Below are 18,615 nucleotides of genomic sequence, written 5' to 3'. Positions count from 1 at the left end.
CACGGTCTGCTTTTTTCTGTTCAGCGGCTGTATGCCCGCCGTTAAACAAGTTATTCTGGCGCCATGCTTGAAAATGTGGAGTCTGGGCCCGCATACTCTGGGAAACGAAGGCGCACAGCCTCAAAGAAATAGGGCTGAAATCCGCAGCAAAATATCTCATCCGGCAGGAACGCCGCAGAGATCCGTTCGTCATCCGGCTGTTCCTGCCCGCAGCCGTTCCACAGGTTAAATGCCAGCCTGGTGATCCTTTTGCTCGTGCCGGTCTGCCAGCCGTCGGCCAGTGCCTCCGGGCAGATGCACCACTCCCGCCAATCAAACAGGCTGGGGAAGTGGCACCGGGTCTCTGCGCACAGCCCACACAGGTAGAGCAAAGAACGAAAATAGCTGTCTGGAGTGCGTCCGGATGCCGCAGCCAGCTTCAATTTCTCACAGAAAAACGCCTCATGCGCGTCATCATAAAAATGTATCGTCATGTGTTTCCGCGTCCTCCTTTTACCTGTCCTAAGTAGGAATAGATGGACACAAGCGCATCCAGGCCGTCATCCCTGCGCTTGAGTAGTGTCCGCGGCGACAGGTGCATTTCCCGTTGTAATTCTCCCCAGGTTTTCCCTTCAAAATAATATTTCCGAATTACTTCCGCTTGTTTTTCTTCCAGCTGGGAAACATAGAACTCCAGTTTGGAAAGCTGCCGCTCCACGGAATGAAGCTCCCGTGCGATTTCCATAATGGTTTCCTGGTTCAGACGGTCTTTTCGGTCTCGGAACTGGGTGGCAATGCGCATGGTCTTGTCTGAGATAAAACCTGCTGGCCGTATGCCGTCGCTCACAGGCCGCGAGAGAGCCATGCTGTCGATCACCTCGCCATCTGAGATCCTGGCGGGGTGATCCTGCTCATAGCGAAGCAAGATGACTTTTTTCTTCAGCTCCGGATACTGCTTCAAGTCATCAATTACCTGTTCCCTTATTTTCGTTTGCTCCATGATGATCCTCCCGCCTTTCTCTCTGAAATAAAGTTTTTCAGCACAAGGAGGCATCATGCGGGAAATTTTTATCCAAGGCAAGAAAATTGGCACCGGAGAATAGGATAGCAGTAGACCAAGCTGTTGCCCTGCCATGGTGGAAAAGTGGAGGCGCAGACCTATTCATATTCCCCCATCTCATTCCGCGGTTTGAAAGCAAATCCCGTCGCGATGTGGGTCCTTGTGCCGTTATCCACAGAATAAGGGAGCATTGTGGTGGTAATGCCTTTTATAAGCCTGATTTAAGCAATAATTATCGCATAATTTGATTTTTTTCGACATCATGGAGCAAAGCAATACCCCGTGCCCTTTAAGGTTTTGATGTATTCACTGTCACCAGGAGGGAGATTCAGCTTTTTTCGTATGGAGCTGATCAGATTCGTCACACTTTTAGTTCCGTAGATGCTTCCCTCCCGCCAGACACGCTCGTAGATCAGTTCCTTAGAAAAAACAATGGAGGGATTGCTGGCCAGGAAATAAAGCAGTTTGAATTCCAGGGCTGTAAAAACAATCTGGGCGTCGCGCATCGTAACTCTTTGGCGCAGAGGGTCCATCACCAAGTCTTTATAAATAATACGCCCCGGCGGCGTAGCCTCCGTGGGGTATTCATTGGCAGACGGGCGGCGAAGCAGGGCACAGACCGCGGCAGAGCATTCCTTTGGGCTGTTTTCTGCAAGGCACATATCAAACCCACGGCTCATAAAAGCCGCCCGAACATCAGAATCACCGATTGGGAACAGAAGTAGAAGCGTATTCTTTGCGTGCCGGAGATCCAGCAGCAAACTAATCAGCCGGGCAGCATCCTCGGTTTCCGTGTCCAAGGCTACTACATCAAAGGTGCGGGTCATCATCTGACTGACCGCGTTTTGGATTGTCGAAGCGATACAAGGCTCAATCCCGTTTTTCCTCAATAACGCTCGGATCATCTCCGCCTGCGCTTGACTTTCCTCAATTAGTAGAACACGCTTTCCTGAAATGACGCTGCTCGTAATTTCATCTCCTTTTTATGGAAAATGGATGTATTATACTCTCCTGAATTATGTTTAATTTCTGGTAGATTTCTGTACTTGCGTCACAGGCAAAATGCCGGGAACGACGCCAGATTATGATTGAACAGTTTCCATCAGCAAACACCCCCTGCCAAAGCAGGGGGTGTTCCCTTTCCAGCTTCTTTTATTAAGTGTGTTTATTCAGAGGACGAAAGAATGGGGCGTTGAGCCTGCCTCATACCTTTGGCCGCCTCCTTCAGCCGCTCAAAAGACTCCGCGCTGATGATGTGTTCGATCCGGCAGGCGTCGGCTTCCGCCACTTTGGGGTCAACCCCTGCGGCAATCAGCTGTTCCGTAAAAAAACAATGGCGCTCGTAGATGTCCTCCGCTACCTCCCGGCCCACATCCGTCAGGCGCAGGGAGAAATCCTCATCCATGGTGAGAAAACCGCCGTCCTTCAGCAGAGCCACCGCATGGCAGACACTTGGTTTGGAAACGCCCAGGTGCCGGGCCACATCTACGGAGCGTACCATTCCTTTTTCTTTTTGGAGTACCAAGACGGCCTCCAGATAGTCCTCGCCTGAAGCGCGCAGGGGTGCGGGATGCTGTCGCTTGCTGTTCTTCCTCATGCCAATCTCCAGCCCTCGGCCTGTTCCCGGATTTCAATGAATCGCCGGTAAAGCCCGCCCTGGGCCATGAGCTCGGCGTGGGTACCCCGTTGAACGATGCGGCCGTCCTCCACTACCAGGATCTGGTCCGCGCTCTGGATGGTGGCCAGCCGATGGGCGATGGTCAGGATAGTTTTTCCCTTTGTCAAAGCGGACAGAGCCTGCTGAATCAGGTGTTCATTCTCCGGGTCTACACTGGCGGTCGCTTCATCAAGGATGACGATAGGGGCGTCCTTCAAAATGGCGCGAGCAATGGAAATGCGCTGCTTTTCCCCGCCGGAGAGGGTGGAACCACCCTCTCCAATCGTGGTATCATAGCCGTTCGGCAGGGCAGAGATGAAATCGTGGCAGCAGGCGGCCTTTGCAGCGGCCACCACCTGTTCATGGGTGGCGTCCGGGCAGCCGAACTTGATGTTGTTCTCCACCGTGTCATGGAACAGATACACCGTCTGGAACACCATGGAGATGTTTCTCAGCAAGCTCTCGCAGGTAAACTCCCGCACATCGTGTCCGCCCACGGAAACAGAGCCAGCATTCACATCATAAAACCGGGCCACCAGATTGCATATAGTGCTCTTGCCGGAGCCAGACGGCCCAACAATCGCGGTGGTGGTCCCCTGGGGCGCGGTAAAGGACACATCGTGGAGCACCTCGCGGCCGCCGTAGCCGAAGGACACATGGCTCAGTGTCACATCGAACCGCTCCGGTGTGACCTCTTTCCCGCCCTTGTCAATGAAATCGGTTTGCTCCAGCTCCTCCAGCCGGTCCAGCACCGAGTCCGTCACCGACAGGATGTGGGCCGCGTCATTGATGGCCTCCACACTGCCAAAGATGGTGAAGGAGAACAGGGCGATCATCAGGAAATACTGGAGGGGAAGGGTGCCGGCCAGGGCCTGCCAGCCGGCGGTGAGCACCAACCCCACGGAAGCCGCCCGCAGAGCAAACAGGTGCAGGCAGTTCCAGGGGACAAAGCCGAACTCATTTTTGATGCGGATGGCCTTGTTTGCCCGGCAGGCCTCCCGAAACCGCTGGACAGAAACGCCATCCTGGCCGAAGGACTTGACCACCGGCAGACCGTGAATGTACTCAATGGCCGCCCCGGACAGCGCCTCCTGAGCCCGGTGGCTCACCGGGGCAGTGCGGGCACTCTGGCGGCCGATCCCCCGCAGGGCAAAGGCGGACACCAGCACACCGATCAGCGCCACCAACGCGGCAGGCGGGCAGAAAAACGCCACACACAGCAGGATTACGGCCACTTGGATGTAGCCGTTCACCACCGCATCCACCATTTTCATGCTCTGGAGCTCCAGGGTACTCAGCTCGGTGGTGAGGGCGGCCAGAATGTCTCCCAGGTCGTTTTTGGCGAAGTACCCCAGGGACACCCGCTTGAGCACATTCCCCAGCTCCATCCGCTGCTCTGCCGCCCGTTCCGTGCCGATACTCTCCTGAAGCCGGTTTTTCCAGTAAGTGAAGAAAAACCGCAGAAGAATCAGCACCACGATCCCGCCCAGGCACAGCCAGGGAAGGCGCGGGGACAGACTCTCCTCTCCCCAAGCATCCACAATCAGCTGTCCCAGCGCCCAAGCCGCCAGCATCACCGGCCCGGCGGTGCACCAGGTGGCGAAGAAGGAGCACACGAAGCCCAGCACCATTCGTTTCCGGTAGGCTCCGGCCCACCGCATGATCCGTCCTACACTGTGAAACATCTCACTGTCCCTCCTTTGCGCCCGATGTAACTGCCCAGCCTTGGGCTCCGATGTGGGCCTGCCACAGCTTCTGGTAGAGCGGGCAGCGGCGGAGCAGCTCCGCCTGGGTGCCCTGGTCCACGATATGCCCCTTTTCCAGCACCACGATCTGATCCGCGTTCTGGATGGTGCTCAGGCGGTGGGCGATGACCAGCAGGGTCTTCCCTTTGGAGAGGGCCATGATCGAGCTCTGGATTTTGTCCTCATTCTCTGGATCGGTAAACGCGGTGGCCTCGTCCAAAATCACAATGGGGGCGTCCTTCAAAATGGCGCGGGCGATGGCGATGCGCTGGCGCTCCCCGCCGGAGAGCTGTTTGCCCGCCTCTCCCGCCGGGGTGTCCCAGCCCCGGTCCAGTCGGGCCAGAAACTCCTCACACTGGGCCGCCCTGGCCGCCGCCAGCACCTCCTCGTCCGAGGCGTCCGGCTTTCCCAGGCGGATATTCTCCTTGAGAGAGCAGTCAAAGAGGAAATTGTCCTGGGTGACGAAGCTGATGGCCTGGGAGAGCTGTTTCAGAGGCATTTCCCGGATGTCCCGCCCGCCCAGGGTGATGGAGCCGGCCGTCACATCCCAGAAGCGGGCAGCCAGCCGGGCGATGGTGGACTTGCCGCCTCCTGAGGGCCCCACCAGGGCGGTGAAGCTCCCTTGGGGGATGTGCAGCTCCAGGTCATGGAGCACCTCCGCGCCCCCCGTCCCGCCATAGGAAAAGGACACATTCCGAAACCGGATGCCGCTGCCGTCCAGATCCGCCTCCTGCTTCGCCTGAGAGAGCTGGGGCAGGTCCAGCAGCTCCCGGGTGTCCTTCACCGCAAACTGCATACTCTTCATGGAGTTGATGAATGCGGTGGCGCTCATGAGCGGGGAGACGATACCCAGGGCCATCATCAGGCACAGCGTCACCTGAGCTGGGTCCAGCACTCCGGTCTGGTAAAGATAGACGCCCACCGGGAGGGTCCCCAGCAGGGTGGTGGGCAGGATGGACAGGCACAGGTTCATGGAGGCCCAGGTACAGCGGAACCAGTTCAGGGTAAAGTCCCGGAAGGAGCTCACAGCTTGGGCGAACTTGGCATAGGACCGCTCCCCCTGGCTGAAGGCCTTGACCACCTGGATGCCCTCCACATATTCCACGATGACGCTGTTGACATGGTTGTTGGCCGCCATATAGGCGGCATAGTTCTTGTTGTAGGACCGCATCCCCGCCGCCATGGGGACCAGGGCCACCGGGATGGTCACCAGCAGGGCCAGTCCCATCCGCCAGTCGATGGCGAACATGGCGATGACGACCGCCAGGGGTAGAAGCAGGTTGGAGCTCAGCTCCGGGATCATGTGGGCCAGGGGCGGCTCCACATCCTCGATACGGTCCACGACGGTGCTCTTCATGGCCCCGATGGGCCGGGACTCCACCTCGCCCAGGGGCGCCCCCATGAGCCGGTCCGCCACCTGGAGGCGAAGGCCCTCCAGAATGGTGTAGGCGGACACATGGGCCAGCATGGTGGACAGGGCATAGCCTGCCACCTTGACGGTGTAGCCTGCCAGGCACACCCCACACCACAGCAGGATGCCCTCCAGGCCCGCCCGGCGCTCCACAAACAGCCGCAGGATTTGATAGACTCCCAGATACGGCACAAAGCCTCCTGCCACGCTGACCACCGCCAGGGCCACCGAGGCGGCCATTTTGCCCCGGCAGGGTCCGGCATAGGAGAGCAGGATGCTCAGCCAGGTCCGTTCTTTCATCGGCAAGACTCCTCTCAAAAGAAATGACTGCGATTTGCTTTCGCTAACCGCAGCCATTGTAACCGATAAAAAAGCTCTTTTCCGCTCCGCTCCGCCGATCCTGTCCCGTTTGGACAGAAGAATTTATTGTCCCTCCCGGCGGTATTCCAGGGGCGTTTTACCCTTTACCGCCTTGAACGCGGCGGCAAATTTGCTGGCGCTGTCATACCCTACCCGGCCGGCGATCTCCGCCACGCCGGCATGGGGCTCCTGCCGGAGCAGGAGGGCCGCCCGGTCCATGCGCAGGCACCGCATATAGGTGTTGATGGGCTGGCCGTAGACCGATTTGAAGCACTCTTTCAAGGCCGTGGTCGGGATGGAAAAGCGCCGGGACAGCTCGGTGATGGTGTAGTGACGCTCCAGATCCCCGGTCAGCAGGCGGTGAATCGCTTTCATTTTCTCCACCTGCGTCTTGTAGAAGTAGGGCTTCTCCGACTCTGCGGGCAGTTCCAGGGCATCCAGATAGAGGAGCAGCTCCAGCGTCTTGATGCGGAAATAGGGGAGCTTGATCTGTTCCGGTACGGCATAGAGCTCCTGGAAGATATGATCCAGCGAAGGGGCCCCGTGGAGTACCTTGGGGTGGGGGCCGGAGCAGTATTTGTCTCGGAGGCGGTACAGGTCCACCGGAAAGTCCCGCACCCATTCGGCCAGGGCCTGGGCTGCCCGAGGCAACTCCAGCCCCACCGTGATCCCGTGATAGTGGGAGAGGGGAAAAACAAAGTGCCCCCGGTGCTCCAGCCGCCGGTCCAGCTTCAGGTCCCCCGCTTCCACATAGGAATAAGCATCCGGCCCCGCCGGGTACTCCATCCGTCCCTGGCGGCAATAGTCGATGCACAGCAGATCTCCGGTAATGGTCAGGTCGGAGTCGTAGTCCTCCATGTGGAAGTCGTTATACATCAAAGTGATCCCGGGGTACAGGTCGTACTGGGTCATGCTCCCATCCCCGGTGCCGCCCATCATCTGAAAGACCCGGCAATGATCATTTTCCACCACCACTTTTGGAAAGCCATTTCCCGCTATCATCTGCTCCAGCATAGTTCCCCTCCTTACAGATGCAGGACCCGGTCACAAGCCTGCTGCAAAAACTCCTGGTCATGTGTTACCACCAGCACGATGCGGCCCTGCCGGGCCAGATCCCGGATCACGCCGGACACCTCCACCATCCGGGCATAATCCAGGCCGCTGGTGGGCTCGTCAAAAATCAGCATCGGCTTTTCCGACAGCAGCGCGGTGGCCACCGCCAGCCGCTGTTTCTGTCCGCCGGAGAGCGCCATGGGGTGCCGCTCCCGAAAGGACAGCAGTTGAAGGCGATCCAGCACCTCGGCGATTTTTTCGTCCGGTGCATCCGGGGCGGATATTCGACACTCACCCCACACGCTGTCCGAAAAAAGCTGGTGGTTTACATCCTGCATCACGCAGAAGGCCGCCCGCTGCCGCTCCTTGCGTCCCAGGGGGCGACCGTGGAGCCGGACAGCCCCCGCCTGCTCCCGCAGCAGCCCGCACAGACAGCGGGAGAGAGTGGTCTTGCCCACGCCGTTGGGCCCGGTGACAGCCACTACCTCACCCGGCCGGACGGAAAAGGACAGCTCACGGAACACCGCCTCTCTTTTCTGAAAGGCGCAGGTCAGCCCCTCCACAGAGAGGCCTTCCCCGGACCCGGCCGGTTCCGCCGGCGGCAGGGTGCAGGGGGCCGATGACAGCGTGCGCAGGCCCAGCCTCTCCCGTTCCTCATCAGTCAGCCGCTGAAACTCCTCACGGGTGAAGCGCCGGGACAGAACTCCCTGTTTAATATACCACGCCTGGTCAATGAGGTCGGTGAGGAAGTAGAGCCGGTGTTCGGCAATGACCACCGTGCGCCCCTGCCGCTTCAGGCCGGCAATCTCGTCGTGGAGGCGGGCGATGGCCTCCTGATCCAGATTGGCGGTGGGCTCGTCCAGCACGAAGATGTCCGGGCCCATGGCGTAGACCGAGCCAAAGGCCAGCAGCTGCTTCTGCCCACCGGAGAGGGAGAAAATGCTCTGCCCGCAGAGGCTCTCCAGCCCCAGGGCCTTCACGGTCTCCGCAACCCGGGCGCGGATCTCTTCCGGCGGGCATCCCGCGTTCTCCAGCCCAAAGGCCAGCTCGCTGTCCGTGTCCAGATTGAAAAACTGGGACTTGGGATTCTGGAATACCGATCCCACCTTTCGGGCCAGCTGGTGCATGGGCGTCTTGGCGGGGTCCAGGCCGCCCACCTCCACCCGTCCCTCCAGGCGGCAGCCGGGGGTAAAGGCCGGGATCAGGCCGTTGACGAGCTTGGTCACCGTAGTCTTTCCACAGCCGGAGGCACCGCACAGCAAGACACATTCGCCCGGACGGATAGCGGCGTTCAGGCCGGCCAGGGTCTCCCGGGAGCCGTCATAACCAAAGGAAACATGCTCAAATGAGATCATTCCGGCGATCCTCCTTATTGTACCACAAATGACAGCGCCAGCAACACAAGGCCCGCCGCCATCCCGACCAGGTCCACCGGGGACAGCCGCAGGGAGACGGCGCTTGTCTTGGGCGCGGGGTCCTCAATTCCCCGGGTCACCGCCGCTGCGGAGAGCTCCTCCGCCGTCTCGGTGGCGGACACCATCAGAGGCATCACCGTGCCCTCCAGCCGGGCCAGCCCCTGAACGCCCCGCAGCTTCATGGCGTCCCGGATGTAGCCCATTTCTTCCCGAATAGCTGGGAAGTACCGCAGGGTCACCGAGACGGCCACGATCAGCCGCTGGGGAACACGGAGCTGGCGCAGCCCCACGATGAAATACCGCAAAGGCGTGCATTTCAGCATCAGCGATCCGGTCATCAGGCACGGAAACATCCGGCGGGCGTAGGTGGCAAAAATGGTAAAGCTGGTGGCGATGATCTTGGGAGAGGCGGGCAGGATGTACTGCTGAAAGAGCAGCAGGGCACAATAGCCCGCCGCCCATTTGACCGCCATGGAAAACTTCCCGTGGGCGGCCATCAGGAGCAGCAGCAGGCCGACCAGCGCCAGCTCCAGCCACAGGGTATGGGGGCGGAAGGCGATGATATTGGCGGCCACAAGAAGCCACAGGCCGGCCCGTGGGTCAAAGATGCGCCGCTCCATCTCAGACAAGACCTGCCTTTTCAAAGTGCTTGCGGAACATGGTCCGGGCGATGAAGCCTCCGATGACGGCGCCCACAACAGGGGCCAGGAACAGCACCACCAACATGGAGCTGGACGACAGTGCCGCCAGGGTGTTCACATAGTCTGCGGGCATCCCCTGTTCTGTGATCTGCCGCAGGAAGTCCTCCCGCATCAGCCAGATGGGCAGCGGAGAGCCCACCATGCCCAGGGAGAACAGGACGAAGGACACAAGGTTTCCCCGGATGCTGGTATAATGGGTACAGCCACGGACCAGTTCCCCCAAGCCGCAGGCAATGACAAAGGAGACCAGGATCACCGGGGTGAACTGGCCGGTGACGAAGTAGATCAGCCCGGTGATAAGGCCCATCAACAGGACCGAGCCCACCTTCTGCACCTTGGCGCACATCATCAGGTATGGGATACCGGTGAACAGGGCGATAAAGCCCGGCATCAAGATCCACAGCAGCGGGTGCAGCCCGCCCAGGAGCATAAAGGCAAAGTTGATGACAAAGTAGATGGCGGAGAAGATTCCCACGGTGATAACATCTTTGCCGCCCATTCCGCGGCGGCTGTTTGGTCCAGACATAGCACACACTCCTTCTTGGTTAGATAATGCTAACCATTTGAATAAAGAATTGGACGCCATGCGTCCCTCAACACTGCATTATTTTAGCGAAAAGAAATCGTTCTGTCCGCTCCATATAGACGATTATGCTCTGTTTGGACAGACTTTTGTGAAAGCGGCGGGCTATTGTGATCTTGACTCAGATAGAAAAATGCAGTTACCCATAGAGGATAACTGCATTTTTTCGGAAAAGGTTTTTCAGGTTATGGGAGGCAGCTCAAACTTATAGCCGCTGTGAGGGACGGTGCGGATGGGGCTGCCCGGTCCCATCTTCCGGCGGAGCTGGCTGATGATATTGACCACGGCCGCGCCGCAGTCCTCCGGAAACTCGTGCCATACAGCCTCGTAGATCTGTTCCTGCGTGAAAATCCAGCCGGGGTGCCGGGCCAGGTAGGCCAGCGTGAAGAACTCCAGGTGCGTAAGGTGGAGGGGCTGGCCCTGCCACTTTGCCGTCTGCTTGCGCAGGTGCAGCTCCAGGCATGGAAAGGTGAGGGTGTGCTTTGCAGCGGGCGGTTCCACAATTTCAATTCCAGGCTCTTCCGCCAGGAAGTCCTTGATCCTATCCAGAATTTGTTCCTCGCCATTGGTGACGGATAAAATCAGTAATTTCCCCACGCGGGGTCCTCCCTTTCTTCTGACTGCTTACCGGTCATTCCGGCTCCACCGCCCCTTTTAACAATTCAAAGGACCGCTGGCTGATGGTGTGCTCCATCCGGCAGGCCTCCCGTTCCGCGGTCTGGGGATCGACCCCGGCCGCGACAAGCTGGCGGGTAAAGAAGCAGTGCTTCTCATAGGTCTGCTCGGCTACCTCCCGGCCCACATCCGTCAGGAATAAGAAAGAATTTTCGTCCATAATGAGAAACCCACCCTCTTTCAAAGTAGAGACCGCATGACACACGCTGGGTTTCGATACATCAAGGTGCCGGGCCACATCTACGGACCGCACCATGCCTTTCTTTTTCTGGATCACCAGTACAGCTTCCAGATAGTCTTCGCCAGATGCGTGTAATTGTTTCATGGGGAGCTCCTCTCCATCAAGACAGGCTCCAACCGGCAGAGTTCATGCGGATACGGACGAAATCCTGATAAATACCGGGTTGTTCCATCAATTCCTCATGGGTGCCATGCTGCGAGATCCGTCCGTCGCTGATGACCAAAATCTGGTCGGCGTTCTGGATGGTGTTCAAACGGTGGGCGATGACCAGCAGGGTCTTACCTTTTACCAGCTCGGAAATGGCCTCCTGAATGTAGCTCTCATTGTCGGTGTCCACACTGGCGGTCGCCTCGTCCAAAATGACAATGGGAGCGTCTTTCAGAATGCAGCGGGCGATAGAGATGCGCTGTTTCTCACCGCCGGAGAGGGTTGCGCCGCCCTCTCCCACCACAGTCTGAAACCCATCGGGCAGGGCCATGATGAAATCGTAGCAGCGGGCTTTTCTTGCCGCCTCATAGACTTCTTCTTCCGTGGCATCCGGTTTTCCCATACTGATGTTGTTGTAGATCGTGTCCTGGAAGAGATACACACGCTGGAAGACCATGCTGATGTGATCCATCAGCTCCGCGAGGGGGACTTGCCGGGTGTCCACACCACGGATGGCAACACTGCCGCTTTTCACATCCCACAGCCGGGCCAGCAGATTGGCGATGGTGGACTTGCCGCCGCCGGAGGGACCCACAAGAGCGGTCATGGTATGGGGCGACATAGAGAAACTGATGTGGTGCAGCACCTCCTTGTCTTGGTAGGCAAAGGCCACATCATGAAACCGCACCTCCGGCTGGCCGGGCTGTGCCTGAGCCGGAATATGCTGTTTCCCTGTGTCCGGAAGCTCCGGCTCCTCCAATACAGCTTCAATGCGGTCCAGGGCAGCGTTCATCACGGTCAGGCGGGACGCCTCGCCATAGAGCGCCTTGAGCGGCCCGAACAGGTCAAAGACGAACAGGAGAACGCCCAGCACATAGGCCAGAGAAAGGACGCCGCTCCGCTCCAGAAAGACCGACAGGCCAAAAATCGCGGCAATCCCGATTCCATAAAGGGCATTCAGCCCCATGGTCCACGGGGTCATCTTCCGTTCAAAGGCGAGGGATGTATTTCTGGACCGCTTGAAATTGCCGGTCAATTCTTCCGACTTCTCTCCCAGCAGGTTATAGCTCTTGATGACCCCGATGCCCTCCACAAAGGACAGCACCGCGTCCGTCAGCCGTTCACTCTGCTCCTGGCGGCCAGCGGCTTCCCGCAGGGAAACCTTGTTCATCCCTCTGGAAACCAGCCACGCCAGAATGGTCACAAGGGCCGCGATCAGGCCCAGCTGCCAATTCAAATAGAACATGAACGCCAGCAGGACCAGGGAGGACAGCAGATAGCTCATCATGTTGCCCAGCGTGCTCATGGCGACTTCTTCAATAAACACCATATCGGTGCTGAGTACAGAACTGATTTTGCCGATATTGCCGGAGGTGAAGTAGCCCATGGGCAGTTTCCGCAGGTGTCCGCCCAGCTCCATGCGCTTCTCGGCAAACATCAGGTAGCCCGCCGCACTCTGGAGGCTGTCGCTGAGATAGTGGACCAGCATCTGCACCAGCACGGCCGCCGCGAGGCCAAGGCCCACATAGAGGCAGGTCTGCCCGGTCAGTGTTCCGGCGGCAAAGCCGCTCAACACCACAAAGGCCAGGAAGATCGGCATTTTAGACAGGATCGACTCCACAAACGCGCAGGCAAACGCGCCCTGAATACGCCCTTTATATGGACCGGCAAGTTTCAAAATCCTTGAAAACAGTGCAAACATTTAGTTTCCCTCCTTTGCGGTATGTACTTTCCATTCGGCGCTGTCCTGGGCCGCCTTCCACAGCTTTTGATATTCCGGGCAGGACTGGATCAGATCCTGATGCTTTCCTGCCGCAACCAGTTTGCCGTGGTCTACGACGCAGATTTGATCGGCGTTCATAATCGCGGGCAGCTTATGGGCGATGACCACCAGAGTCTTGCCCTTCACCAGTTCCGCAATCACCGCCTCCATCTTTTCCTCGTTCTCGGGATCGGCGTAGGCGGTGGCCTCGTCAAGCACCACAATAGGGGCGTCCTTTAGGATGGCACGGGCCAGAGATATGCGCTGGCGCTGACCGCCGGAGAGCATCTTGCCCGCATCGCCCGCCATGGAATGGATACCTTGGGGCAACTTCTCCAGAAACTCCATGCACTGGGCCTTGCGCGCTGCCTCCAGGACCTCCTCATCGGTAGCGTTCAACCGTCCGATGCGGATATTTTCCAGCAGAGAGGTGTTGAACAGGTATTGATCCTGCGCCACATAGGAAATACGGCTGTTCAGGGCTTCCAGGCTCATGTCGCACAGTTTCTGCCCGCCGATGGAGATGCTGCCTTTCTGCGGGTCATAGTAGTGGATCAGCAGTTTTGCCAGAGTGCTCTTGCCCGAGCCGGACTCTCCCACCAGGGCCGTTTTCTGTCCGGCCTTGGCCGTAAAGCTGATGTCGTGGAGTACCTCATCCTCCACCACCATGGGCTTTCCGTCCGGGCCGGGCTGTGTCTTGGTGTAGCCAAAGGAAACATGGTCATAAACGATGGTATCATCCTTGCCGTGGAAGCTGTCCAGCGTCTGCTGAAGCTCCGGCGCATCCAAAACCTGTTCCAGCGCAGAAATTTTGTAGTTGAGCTGGGGCATGGTGGGCAGGAAACCCAAGGATTTGAGGAGCGGCATCCCGATGCTCAGGGAGAGGCACAGCACCAAAATCAGGTCCGGCAGAGCTGACCAGCCGGAGAGGACAAACCACGCCCCCAGCGGAAGGGTCAAAATCACAGTACACGGAAGGAGGCTGCTGTAAATTGCCATCCAGGGCCATGCCGCCTTGTACCAAGCCAGAGTATAATCCCGGTAATCCGAAACATCCTTGCGAAACCGCTCATAGGAGTCCGCGTCCTTGTTGAATACCTTGACAACCTCCATGCCGTTGATGTACTCAATGATAGTGTTGTTCATCTTCTGGCCGGCCATATAGTAGGGGCCCATTTTCTTCATGCCAACCGAGTACATGGTCATCATGGCGATCAGGCTGATGGGGATGGAAGCCAGGGACAGCAGCGCCAGCTTCCAGTCCACGAAAAACATAGCCACATAGACCGCAATGGGGACCATCAGGTTTGCGATCCCCTCCGGCATGGAGTGGGCCAGCAGGACCTCCAGACTGTCCACATCATCGACAAACAGCTTTTTGACTGTGCCGGTGCCCTTGTCCTGGATTACGCCCAGAGGCAGCTTCTCAAACCGCTTTTGCAGGGCGGTCCGCAGCCGGAGCAGCGTGTCATAGGCGGCCTTGTGCGAAAGATTGAGCCCCCAGCCATAGAGAAGAGCCTGCAAGACCAGGCACACCAACACCAAAACCACCCGCAGGATGAGAAACGAAGCCTCAATTTCCGCTCCCATCACCAGCGGAGCAATTACCTGGTAGGCCAGCACAAAGGGCAGGACGCCCATCAAAACGCTGACCAGCACTACCGCTGTGGCCGCGTAGAGGCCCTTTTTATGCGGCCCCGCGTATTCAAATACCTTTTGAAACATGATTTACAACCTCCCATCAATGAAAATACTGTTCCGACAGAGCTTTCAATATCTGCGGCGTGAGCCGGTGATTTTGAACAGCCCCCTGGTCGTCCAGCTGGACCACCTCCGTACAGGTCCGGACGATAAACTCGAAGTCGTGGGAAACCACAAACACGATCACGCCGGAAGCGGACAACTGTTCAATCAGCCGGCTGACCCGCACCATGGAGTCATAGTCCAGACCGCTGGTGGGCTCGTCAAAATAGATCACCGGGCTGTCCTTGACGATGGCCGCGCCAATGGTGACCCGCTGCTTCTGCCCGCCGGAGAGGGCCGCCGGGTGCTGCTCCCGGTATTTGGACAGCTCCAGCGCCTCCAGTGCAGCGTCCACCTTCTCTTTGCAGTCCTCCCGAATCCCCAGGGAGAGTTCTTCCTCCACACTGCTGGCAAAGAGCTGGTAATCCGTGTCCTGCATAACCAGATAGGACAGCGCCCGGCGCTGGCGTGGAGTGAGCTTCCTGCCGTCAAAGGCGATCTCGCCGTTCCGCTGCTTCAAGAGGCCGGTCAGGATGGACAAGAGGGTGGTCTTGCCCGCTCCGTTGTGGCCCAGGATGCCGATCACATCCCCGGCGTGGGCTTCAAAGCTGACATTCCGAAAGACCTCCTGCTCTTTGGGATAGGCAAAGGAAAGGCCCTGCACACTCAGCAGGTGTTTCCCCATTGGGCGGCATTCTTTTTCCTGATAATGCTCCGCATCCCGCTCCGGATATGCAGTCCGCAGCCCATAGGATATGCGCGTTTCCTCCGGTAAGGAGCAAAACTGCTCCCTTGTAAATTCCTGTTCGATTTTCCCGTTTTGTATGAGAAATACCCGGTCAATGAGATCACGCAGATAGTAAAAGCGGTGCTCCACCACAAAGATGGTGTATCCGTTCCGCTTCAATTTTCCCATGATCTCCGCAAGCCGCTTGGTGGCCGCATAATCCAGGTTTGCGGAGGGCTCGTCGAAGATATAGACCTTTGGTGAAAGCGCGTAGACCGAGCCCACGGCGATCTGCTGCTTCTCTCCGCTGGACAGGGCAAAGATGCTCCGGTTTAGGTAGTCCGCCAGTTCCAGATCCTTTGCGGCTTTTGCGATGCGGTCAATGGTTTCCTCACGGGGGAGGCCCATATTTTCGCAGCCAAAGGCCAGTTCCCGCGTGGTGTCCGTCATGAAGAACTGGGAGCGCGGGTCCTGAAATACCGTCCCCACCTGTCCGGCCAGCTGCGCGGGCTTCATTTCCAGCAGGGAGCGCCCGTCCATCACAAGGTCTCCCTGTATCTCACCGGGATAAAAGTGCGGGATCAGGCCGTTGAGGGAGCGGATCAGCGTGGTCTTGCCACAGCCGCTTCGCCCGGTCAGGAGGACAAATTCGCCGGTCTGCACCGTCATATCAATGCCACGGAGGGTAAAGTCCTTGCTCTCCTCATAGCGAAAGCTGAAATTCTGAAACGAGATCATGTCACACCCTCCACAAGATGATTTCCCCGATTCGGGTCTGGTCCAGGACCAGCAGCGCCGCCAAGAAAAGGATGCCCAGCAGGGACACCAGGATCTCCGGCCAGGAGAAGCGGATGGGGCGCAGGGCGTACCGTCTGCACTCCAGCTCCAGCCCCCGGGTGGTGCCGGAGGCCGCCAGCTCGTCCGTGACCTTCAGGCACCGCATCAGCAGGGGAATTAAAATATACTCAATGGTGGCAAGAGGATGGGATACCCGTTTCCACAAGGTATCGCTGATCCCCCGGATGTCCATGGTGCTGCGGATCTGCCGGTATTCGATCCGCAGGGTGGGGATATAGCGGAACATGACCACCAGCGGGATCGTCACCGCCTGGGGCAGCCGCATCCGCTGGAGCGCCACCATCAGGTCGTCCATGTAGGTAGTCCGCAAAATCCAAAGGCCCATCATCACAATGGGGATCAGCTTCAAAAGCGTCACGCCGAACACGCTCATAATCACGCTCAATACCGGCACCTGCACATAACGGAGCAGGGCGTTGAGATAGGCGATGATGATGTAGACCGCAATCATCTTCAAGGCCCATTTTCCACCGTTCCCCACGGCAATAAACAGGCCATACATTAGCATGAGCGCAAGGCTGACCACCTCCCCGGCCAAAAAGTAACTGACAAACCCGATACAGACCAAAAGTAAAATCTTGCAGCGGGGATCTAACAGTGCCGATCCATGAAGGGGCTGCTGTTCAATGATTTGTTTGATTTGTGATTCTTCCATTCCAATGCCTCCCTATCAAAATCAAAGCGCGGGGCCATTTTCAGCCCCGCGCCCTGAGATCAGGCAGCCCGCTTGCCTGCGTTTGTCTGATTGACTGCCGAGGGGCTGTGCCTTGTTATTTGACTGAAACGAGTCCGGCTTTGATAAAGTGCTTTTTCAAAGCCTTCTGCCCAATCACGGCGCCGATCAGTCCACCCACCAGGCCGGCCGCAACGATGACTACCAGCATGGGGACGGAGGTGATGTTCAGCATCCCGTCTATGTACTCCTGGGCAATGTTGTTCTTCTCCATGGCGCCCACAAAGGCGCTCTGGAGGAACTTGATGGGGCAGATGGCGCTGAAGGCGAAAATGGCGCTGAACAGGGCGTAGGCCACGGCCATGGACTTCATGGTGATTTCCTTTCGGCCCATGACCAGAAAATCGCAGATCACGCCGCCGACCACCAAGCCGATGGGGATAAACCAGAAAGCGCCCACCAGCAGGAACAGGATAGCTTGGATTGCGGAGCAGATGGTGAACACGCCCTTTTTCGGCACCTTAGCCAGTAAGAGCATCATCACGATGCCATTGGGGATCGCAACAACCGCCGGGTAAAACACATTGGTCACTGGGCCGGCCACACTCATAATGGTGCTGATAATCATGCAGATGATCCACATGAGGGCGGTCAGGACGCCGATTAGGATAAAATCTTTCGCATTCAACTTCTGTTTCATGCTTTGCCTCCTCTATACAACAATATGCGTTGAGGTTAGCGCTTACTAACCTCAACGCATATTGTATCAGTTATGCTTTTCTAATTCGACCCAAAACCTGCCCATTTTCACCCAAAAGCAGTTAAAGGTCACTGCTTTGTGTGGTTGAAGCGTGTCTCTCTGTAATGTTTGGGTGCAACACCGTATTTTTTCTTGAAGGCCGCCGCAAAGTTGCTCGGTTTTCCATAACCTACAATAGAGGCAACTTCCGTCACATTCCAATCCCCCTCCAAAAGTAGCTGCGCTGCTTGTACCAATCGCTGCTCGATAACATATTGATGAATTGATCTGCCATAAAAAGCTAAAAAACCGCGGGTTAATTTCGTGAGGCTCAGATGTACTTGGCGGGATAATTCTTCACAGGATGGCGCAAAGGCTAACTGGCTGTCGATGATCCGCTTCGCCTCCATGATGGCGGTCCGCTCTGTCCGGGACATGGAAATATTTTTGCCCATCAGAATGTCCAATTCCAAAACTTCCCCCAGATAGATGGACAGCAACTCCAACAGCTTGCCATCCAAATAGAGGTAGCCCAATCCTCCGCGATATTGAGAAAATTTGCTTGTTTCCGATAATATCTGCTCCATCATGGGGGTAACGGGAACTTTCGAGATCCCGTCCAAGAGTTTCCGTTCATAAGCGGCAGTCTCCTGTCCGTCAAAATACTCTGAGAGCAGTTGTGTAAAATAGGAAATGGGGATTTTGATGCTCTTGAATGAGAAATGACTGTCCTTCGTATAACAGATATGCTCCGTACCACCGTGTCCGGCATAAATACAGGACTCGTTTTTCTGAATGGTAACAGAGCGGTGCTCATTCATGATTCCCCAGGAGATACCGTCATTCAGGCAGAATACGATCTGTATGTATTCCCTGCTGACAGGCCCGTGCACATTCATATCGGAGCGATAATTCATCTGCCAGTCCGAAAGAATGACGCCGTGTTTAATGGTCGTTTGCGAAATCTGCCCACTTCCAAGCTCTGCCGGAATACTCATAGTAACAATCTGAGGAGAATTTGTGATTAAATCATGATAGAGCTTGCCCAGATAAAAACTTCCGCACATCATAGTTGAATTTCACTCC

The 18,615-nt window shown here is 57.2% G+C and carries 18 protein-coding genes; all 18 read right to left on the bottom strand.

Annotated elements, in window-relative coordinates; genetic code table 11:
- Nucleotides 1-50: 50 nt before the first annotated feature.
- The 18 genes from DN611_RS10045 to DN611_RS09960 all read right to left on the bottom strand — a co-directional run bounded on the left by DN611_RS10045 (nt 51) and on the right by DN611_RS09960 (nt 18,599).
- Nucleotides 51-473, bottom strand: a complete 423-nt coding sequence (locus DN611_RS10045; protein ID WP_119311239.1) for a DUF6075 family protein — start codon at nt 471-473, stop codon at nt 51-53.
- Nucleotides 470-979 (bottom strand): sigma-70 family RNA polymerase sigma factor, encoded by a 510-nt coding sequence (locus tag DN611_RS10040; RefSeq protein WP_119311238.1) that lies wholly within the window; start codon nt 977-979, stop codon nt 470-472. The genes DN611_RS10045 and DN611_RS10040 overlap by 4 nt, the downstream gene beginning before the upstream one ends.
- Before the next feature lie 320 nt (nt 980-1,299).
- Nucleotides 1,300-1,944, bottom strand: a complete 645-nt coding sequence (locus DN611_RS10035) for a winged helix-turn-helix transcriptional regulator (protein ID WP_119311237.1) — start codon at nt 1,942-1,944, stop codon at nt 1,300-1,302.
- A 260-nt stretch (nt 1,945-2,204) separates the two neighbouring features.
- Nucleotides 2,205-2,636 (bottom strand): metal-dependent transcriptional regulator, encoded by a 432-nt coding sequence (locus tag DN611_RS10030; protein ID WP_119311236.1) that lies wholly within the window; start codon nt 2,634-2,636, stop codon nt 2,205-2,207.
- Nucleotides 2,633-4,381 carry an ABC transporter ATP-binding protein gene (locus DN611_RS10025; RefSeq protein ID WP_119311235.1) on the bottom strand — a complete coding sequence of 583 codons (1,749 nt, stop codon included), beginning with the start codon at nt 4,379-4,381 and terminating at the stop codon, nt 2,633-2,635. Before DN611_RS10025 ends, DN611_RS10030 begins: the two co-directional genes overlap by 4 nt.
- A 1-nt stretch (nt 4,382) precedes the next feature.
- Nucleotides 4,383-6,152, bottom strand: a complete 1,770-nt coding sequence (locus DN611_RS10020) for an ABC transporter ATP-binding protein (RefSeq protein ID WP_119311234.1) — start codon at nt 6,150-6,152, stop codon at nt 4,383-4,385.
- 123 nt (nt 6,153-6,275) lie between these two features.
- A complete protein-coding gene (locus tag DN611_RS10015; RefSeq protein ID WP_009259448.1) occupies nt 6,276-7,226 on the bottom strand; it encodes an AraC family transcriptional regulator in 951 nt (316 codons plus the stop codon).
- An 11-nt stretch (nt 7,227-7,237) separates the two neighbouring features.
- Nucleotides 7,238-8,620 carry an ABC transporter ATP-binding protein gene (locus tag DN611_RS10010; protein ID WP_119311233.1) on the bottom strand — a complete coding sequence of 461 codons (1,383 nt, stop codon included), beginning with the start codon at nt 8,618-8,620 and terminating at the stop codon, nt 7,238-7,240.
- Nucleotides 8,621-8,634: 14 nt separating this feature from the next.
- Nucleotides 8,635-9,300 carry an energy-coupling factor transporter transmembrane component T gene (locus tag DN611_RS10005; RefSeq protein WP_119311918.1) on the bottom strand — a complete coding sequence of 222 codons (666 nt, stop codon included), beginning with the start codon at nt 9,298-9,300 and terminating at the stop codon, nt 8,635-8,637.
- A 1-nt stretch (nt 9,301) separates the two neighbouring features.
- Nucleotides 9,302-9,907, bottom strand: coding sequence for an MptD family putative ECF transporter S component (locus DN611_RS10000; RefSeq protein WP_119311232.1), 606 nt, complete (start codon nt 9,905-9,907; stop codon nt 9,302-9,304).
- Between the two features lie 237 nt (nt 9,908-10,144).
- A complete protein-coding gene (locus DN611_RS09995) occupies nt 10,145-10,561 on the bottom strand; it encodes a winged helix-turn-helix domain-containing protein (RefSeq protein WP_119311231.1) in 417 nt (138 codons plus the stop codon).
- Between the two features lie 34 nt (nt 10,562-10,595).
- Nucleotides 10,596-10,964 carry a metal-dependent transcriptional regulator gene (locus DN611_RS09990; protein ID WP_119311230.1) on the bottom strand — a complete coding sequence of 123 codons (369 nt, stop codon included), beginning with the start codon at nt 10,962-10,964 and terminating at the stop codon, nt 10,596-10,598.
- Nucleotides 10,965-10,980: 16 nt separating this feature from the next.
- Nucleotides 10,981-12,729, bottom strand: a complete 1,749-nt coding sequence (locus tag DN611_RS09985; RefSeq protein ID WP_119311229.1) for an ABC transporter ATP-binding protein — start codon at nt 12,727-12,729, stop codon at nt 10,981-10,983.
- On the bottom strand, nt 12,730-14,514 hold the full coding sequence (locus DN611_RS09980) for an ABC transporter ATP-binding protein (protein ID WP_119311228.1): 1,785 nt from the start codon (nt 14,512-14,514) through the stop codon (nt 12,730-12,732). It lies immediately after the preceding gene.
- A 16-nt stretch (nt 14,515-14,530) separates the two neighbouring features.
- Complete coding sequence (locus DN611_RS09975; protein WP_119311227.1) at nt 14,531-15,997, bottom strand: ABC transporter ATP-binding protein; 1,467 nt, start codon at nt 15,995-15,997, stop codon at nt 14,531-14,533.
- A 1-nt stretch (nt 15,998) separates the two neighbouring features.
- A complete protein-coding gene (locus DN611_RS09970) occupies nt 15,999-16,772 on the bottom strand; it encodes an energy-coupling factor transporter transmembrane component T family protein (RefSeq protein WP_119311226.1) in 774 nt (257 codons plus the stop codon).
- A gap of 115 nt (nt 16,773-16,887) precedes the next feature.
- On the bottom strand, nt 16,888-17,490 hold the full coding sequence (locus DN611_RS09965) for an MptD family putative ECF transporter S component (RefSeq protein WP_119311225.1): 603 nt from the start codon (nt 17,488-17,490) through the stop codon (nt 16,888-16,890).
- Nucleotides 17,491-17,618: 128 nt separating this feature from the next.
- Nucleotides 17,619-18,599, bottom strand: a complete 981-nt coding sequence (locus DN611_RS09960) for a helix-turn-helix transcriptional regulator (protein ID WP_119311224.1) — start codon at nt 18,597-18,599, stop codon at nt 17,619-17,621.
- Nucleotides 18,600-18,615 lie beyond the last annotated feature (16 nt).

The sequence above is a fragment of the Oscillibacter sp. PEA192 genome (assembly GCF_003574015.1).
GTDB classification, from domain to species: Bacteria; Bacillota; Clostridia; order Oscillospirales; family Oscillospiraceae; genus Oscillibacter; species Oscillibacter welbionis.
Note: the sequence above shows the minus strand (reverse complement) of the source record. Positions and strands in the feature narration are given on the sequence as shown.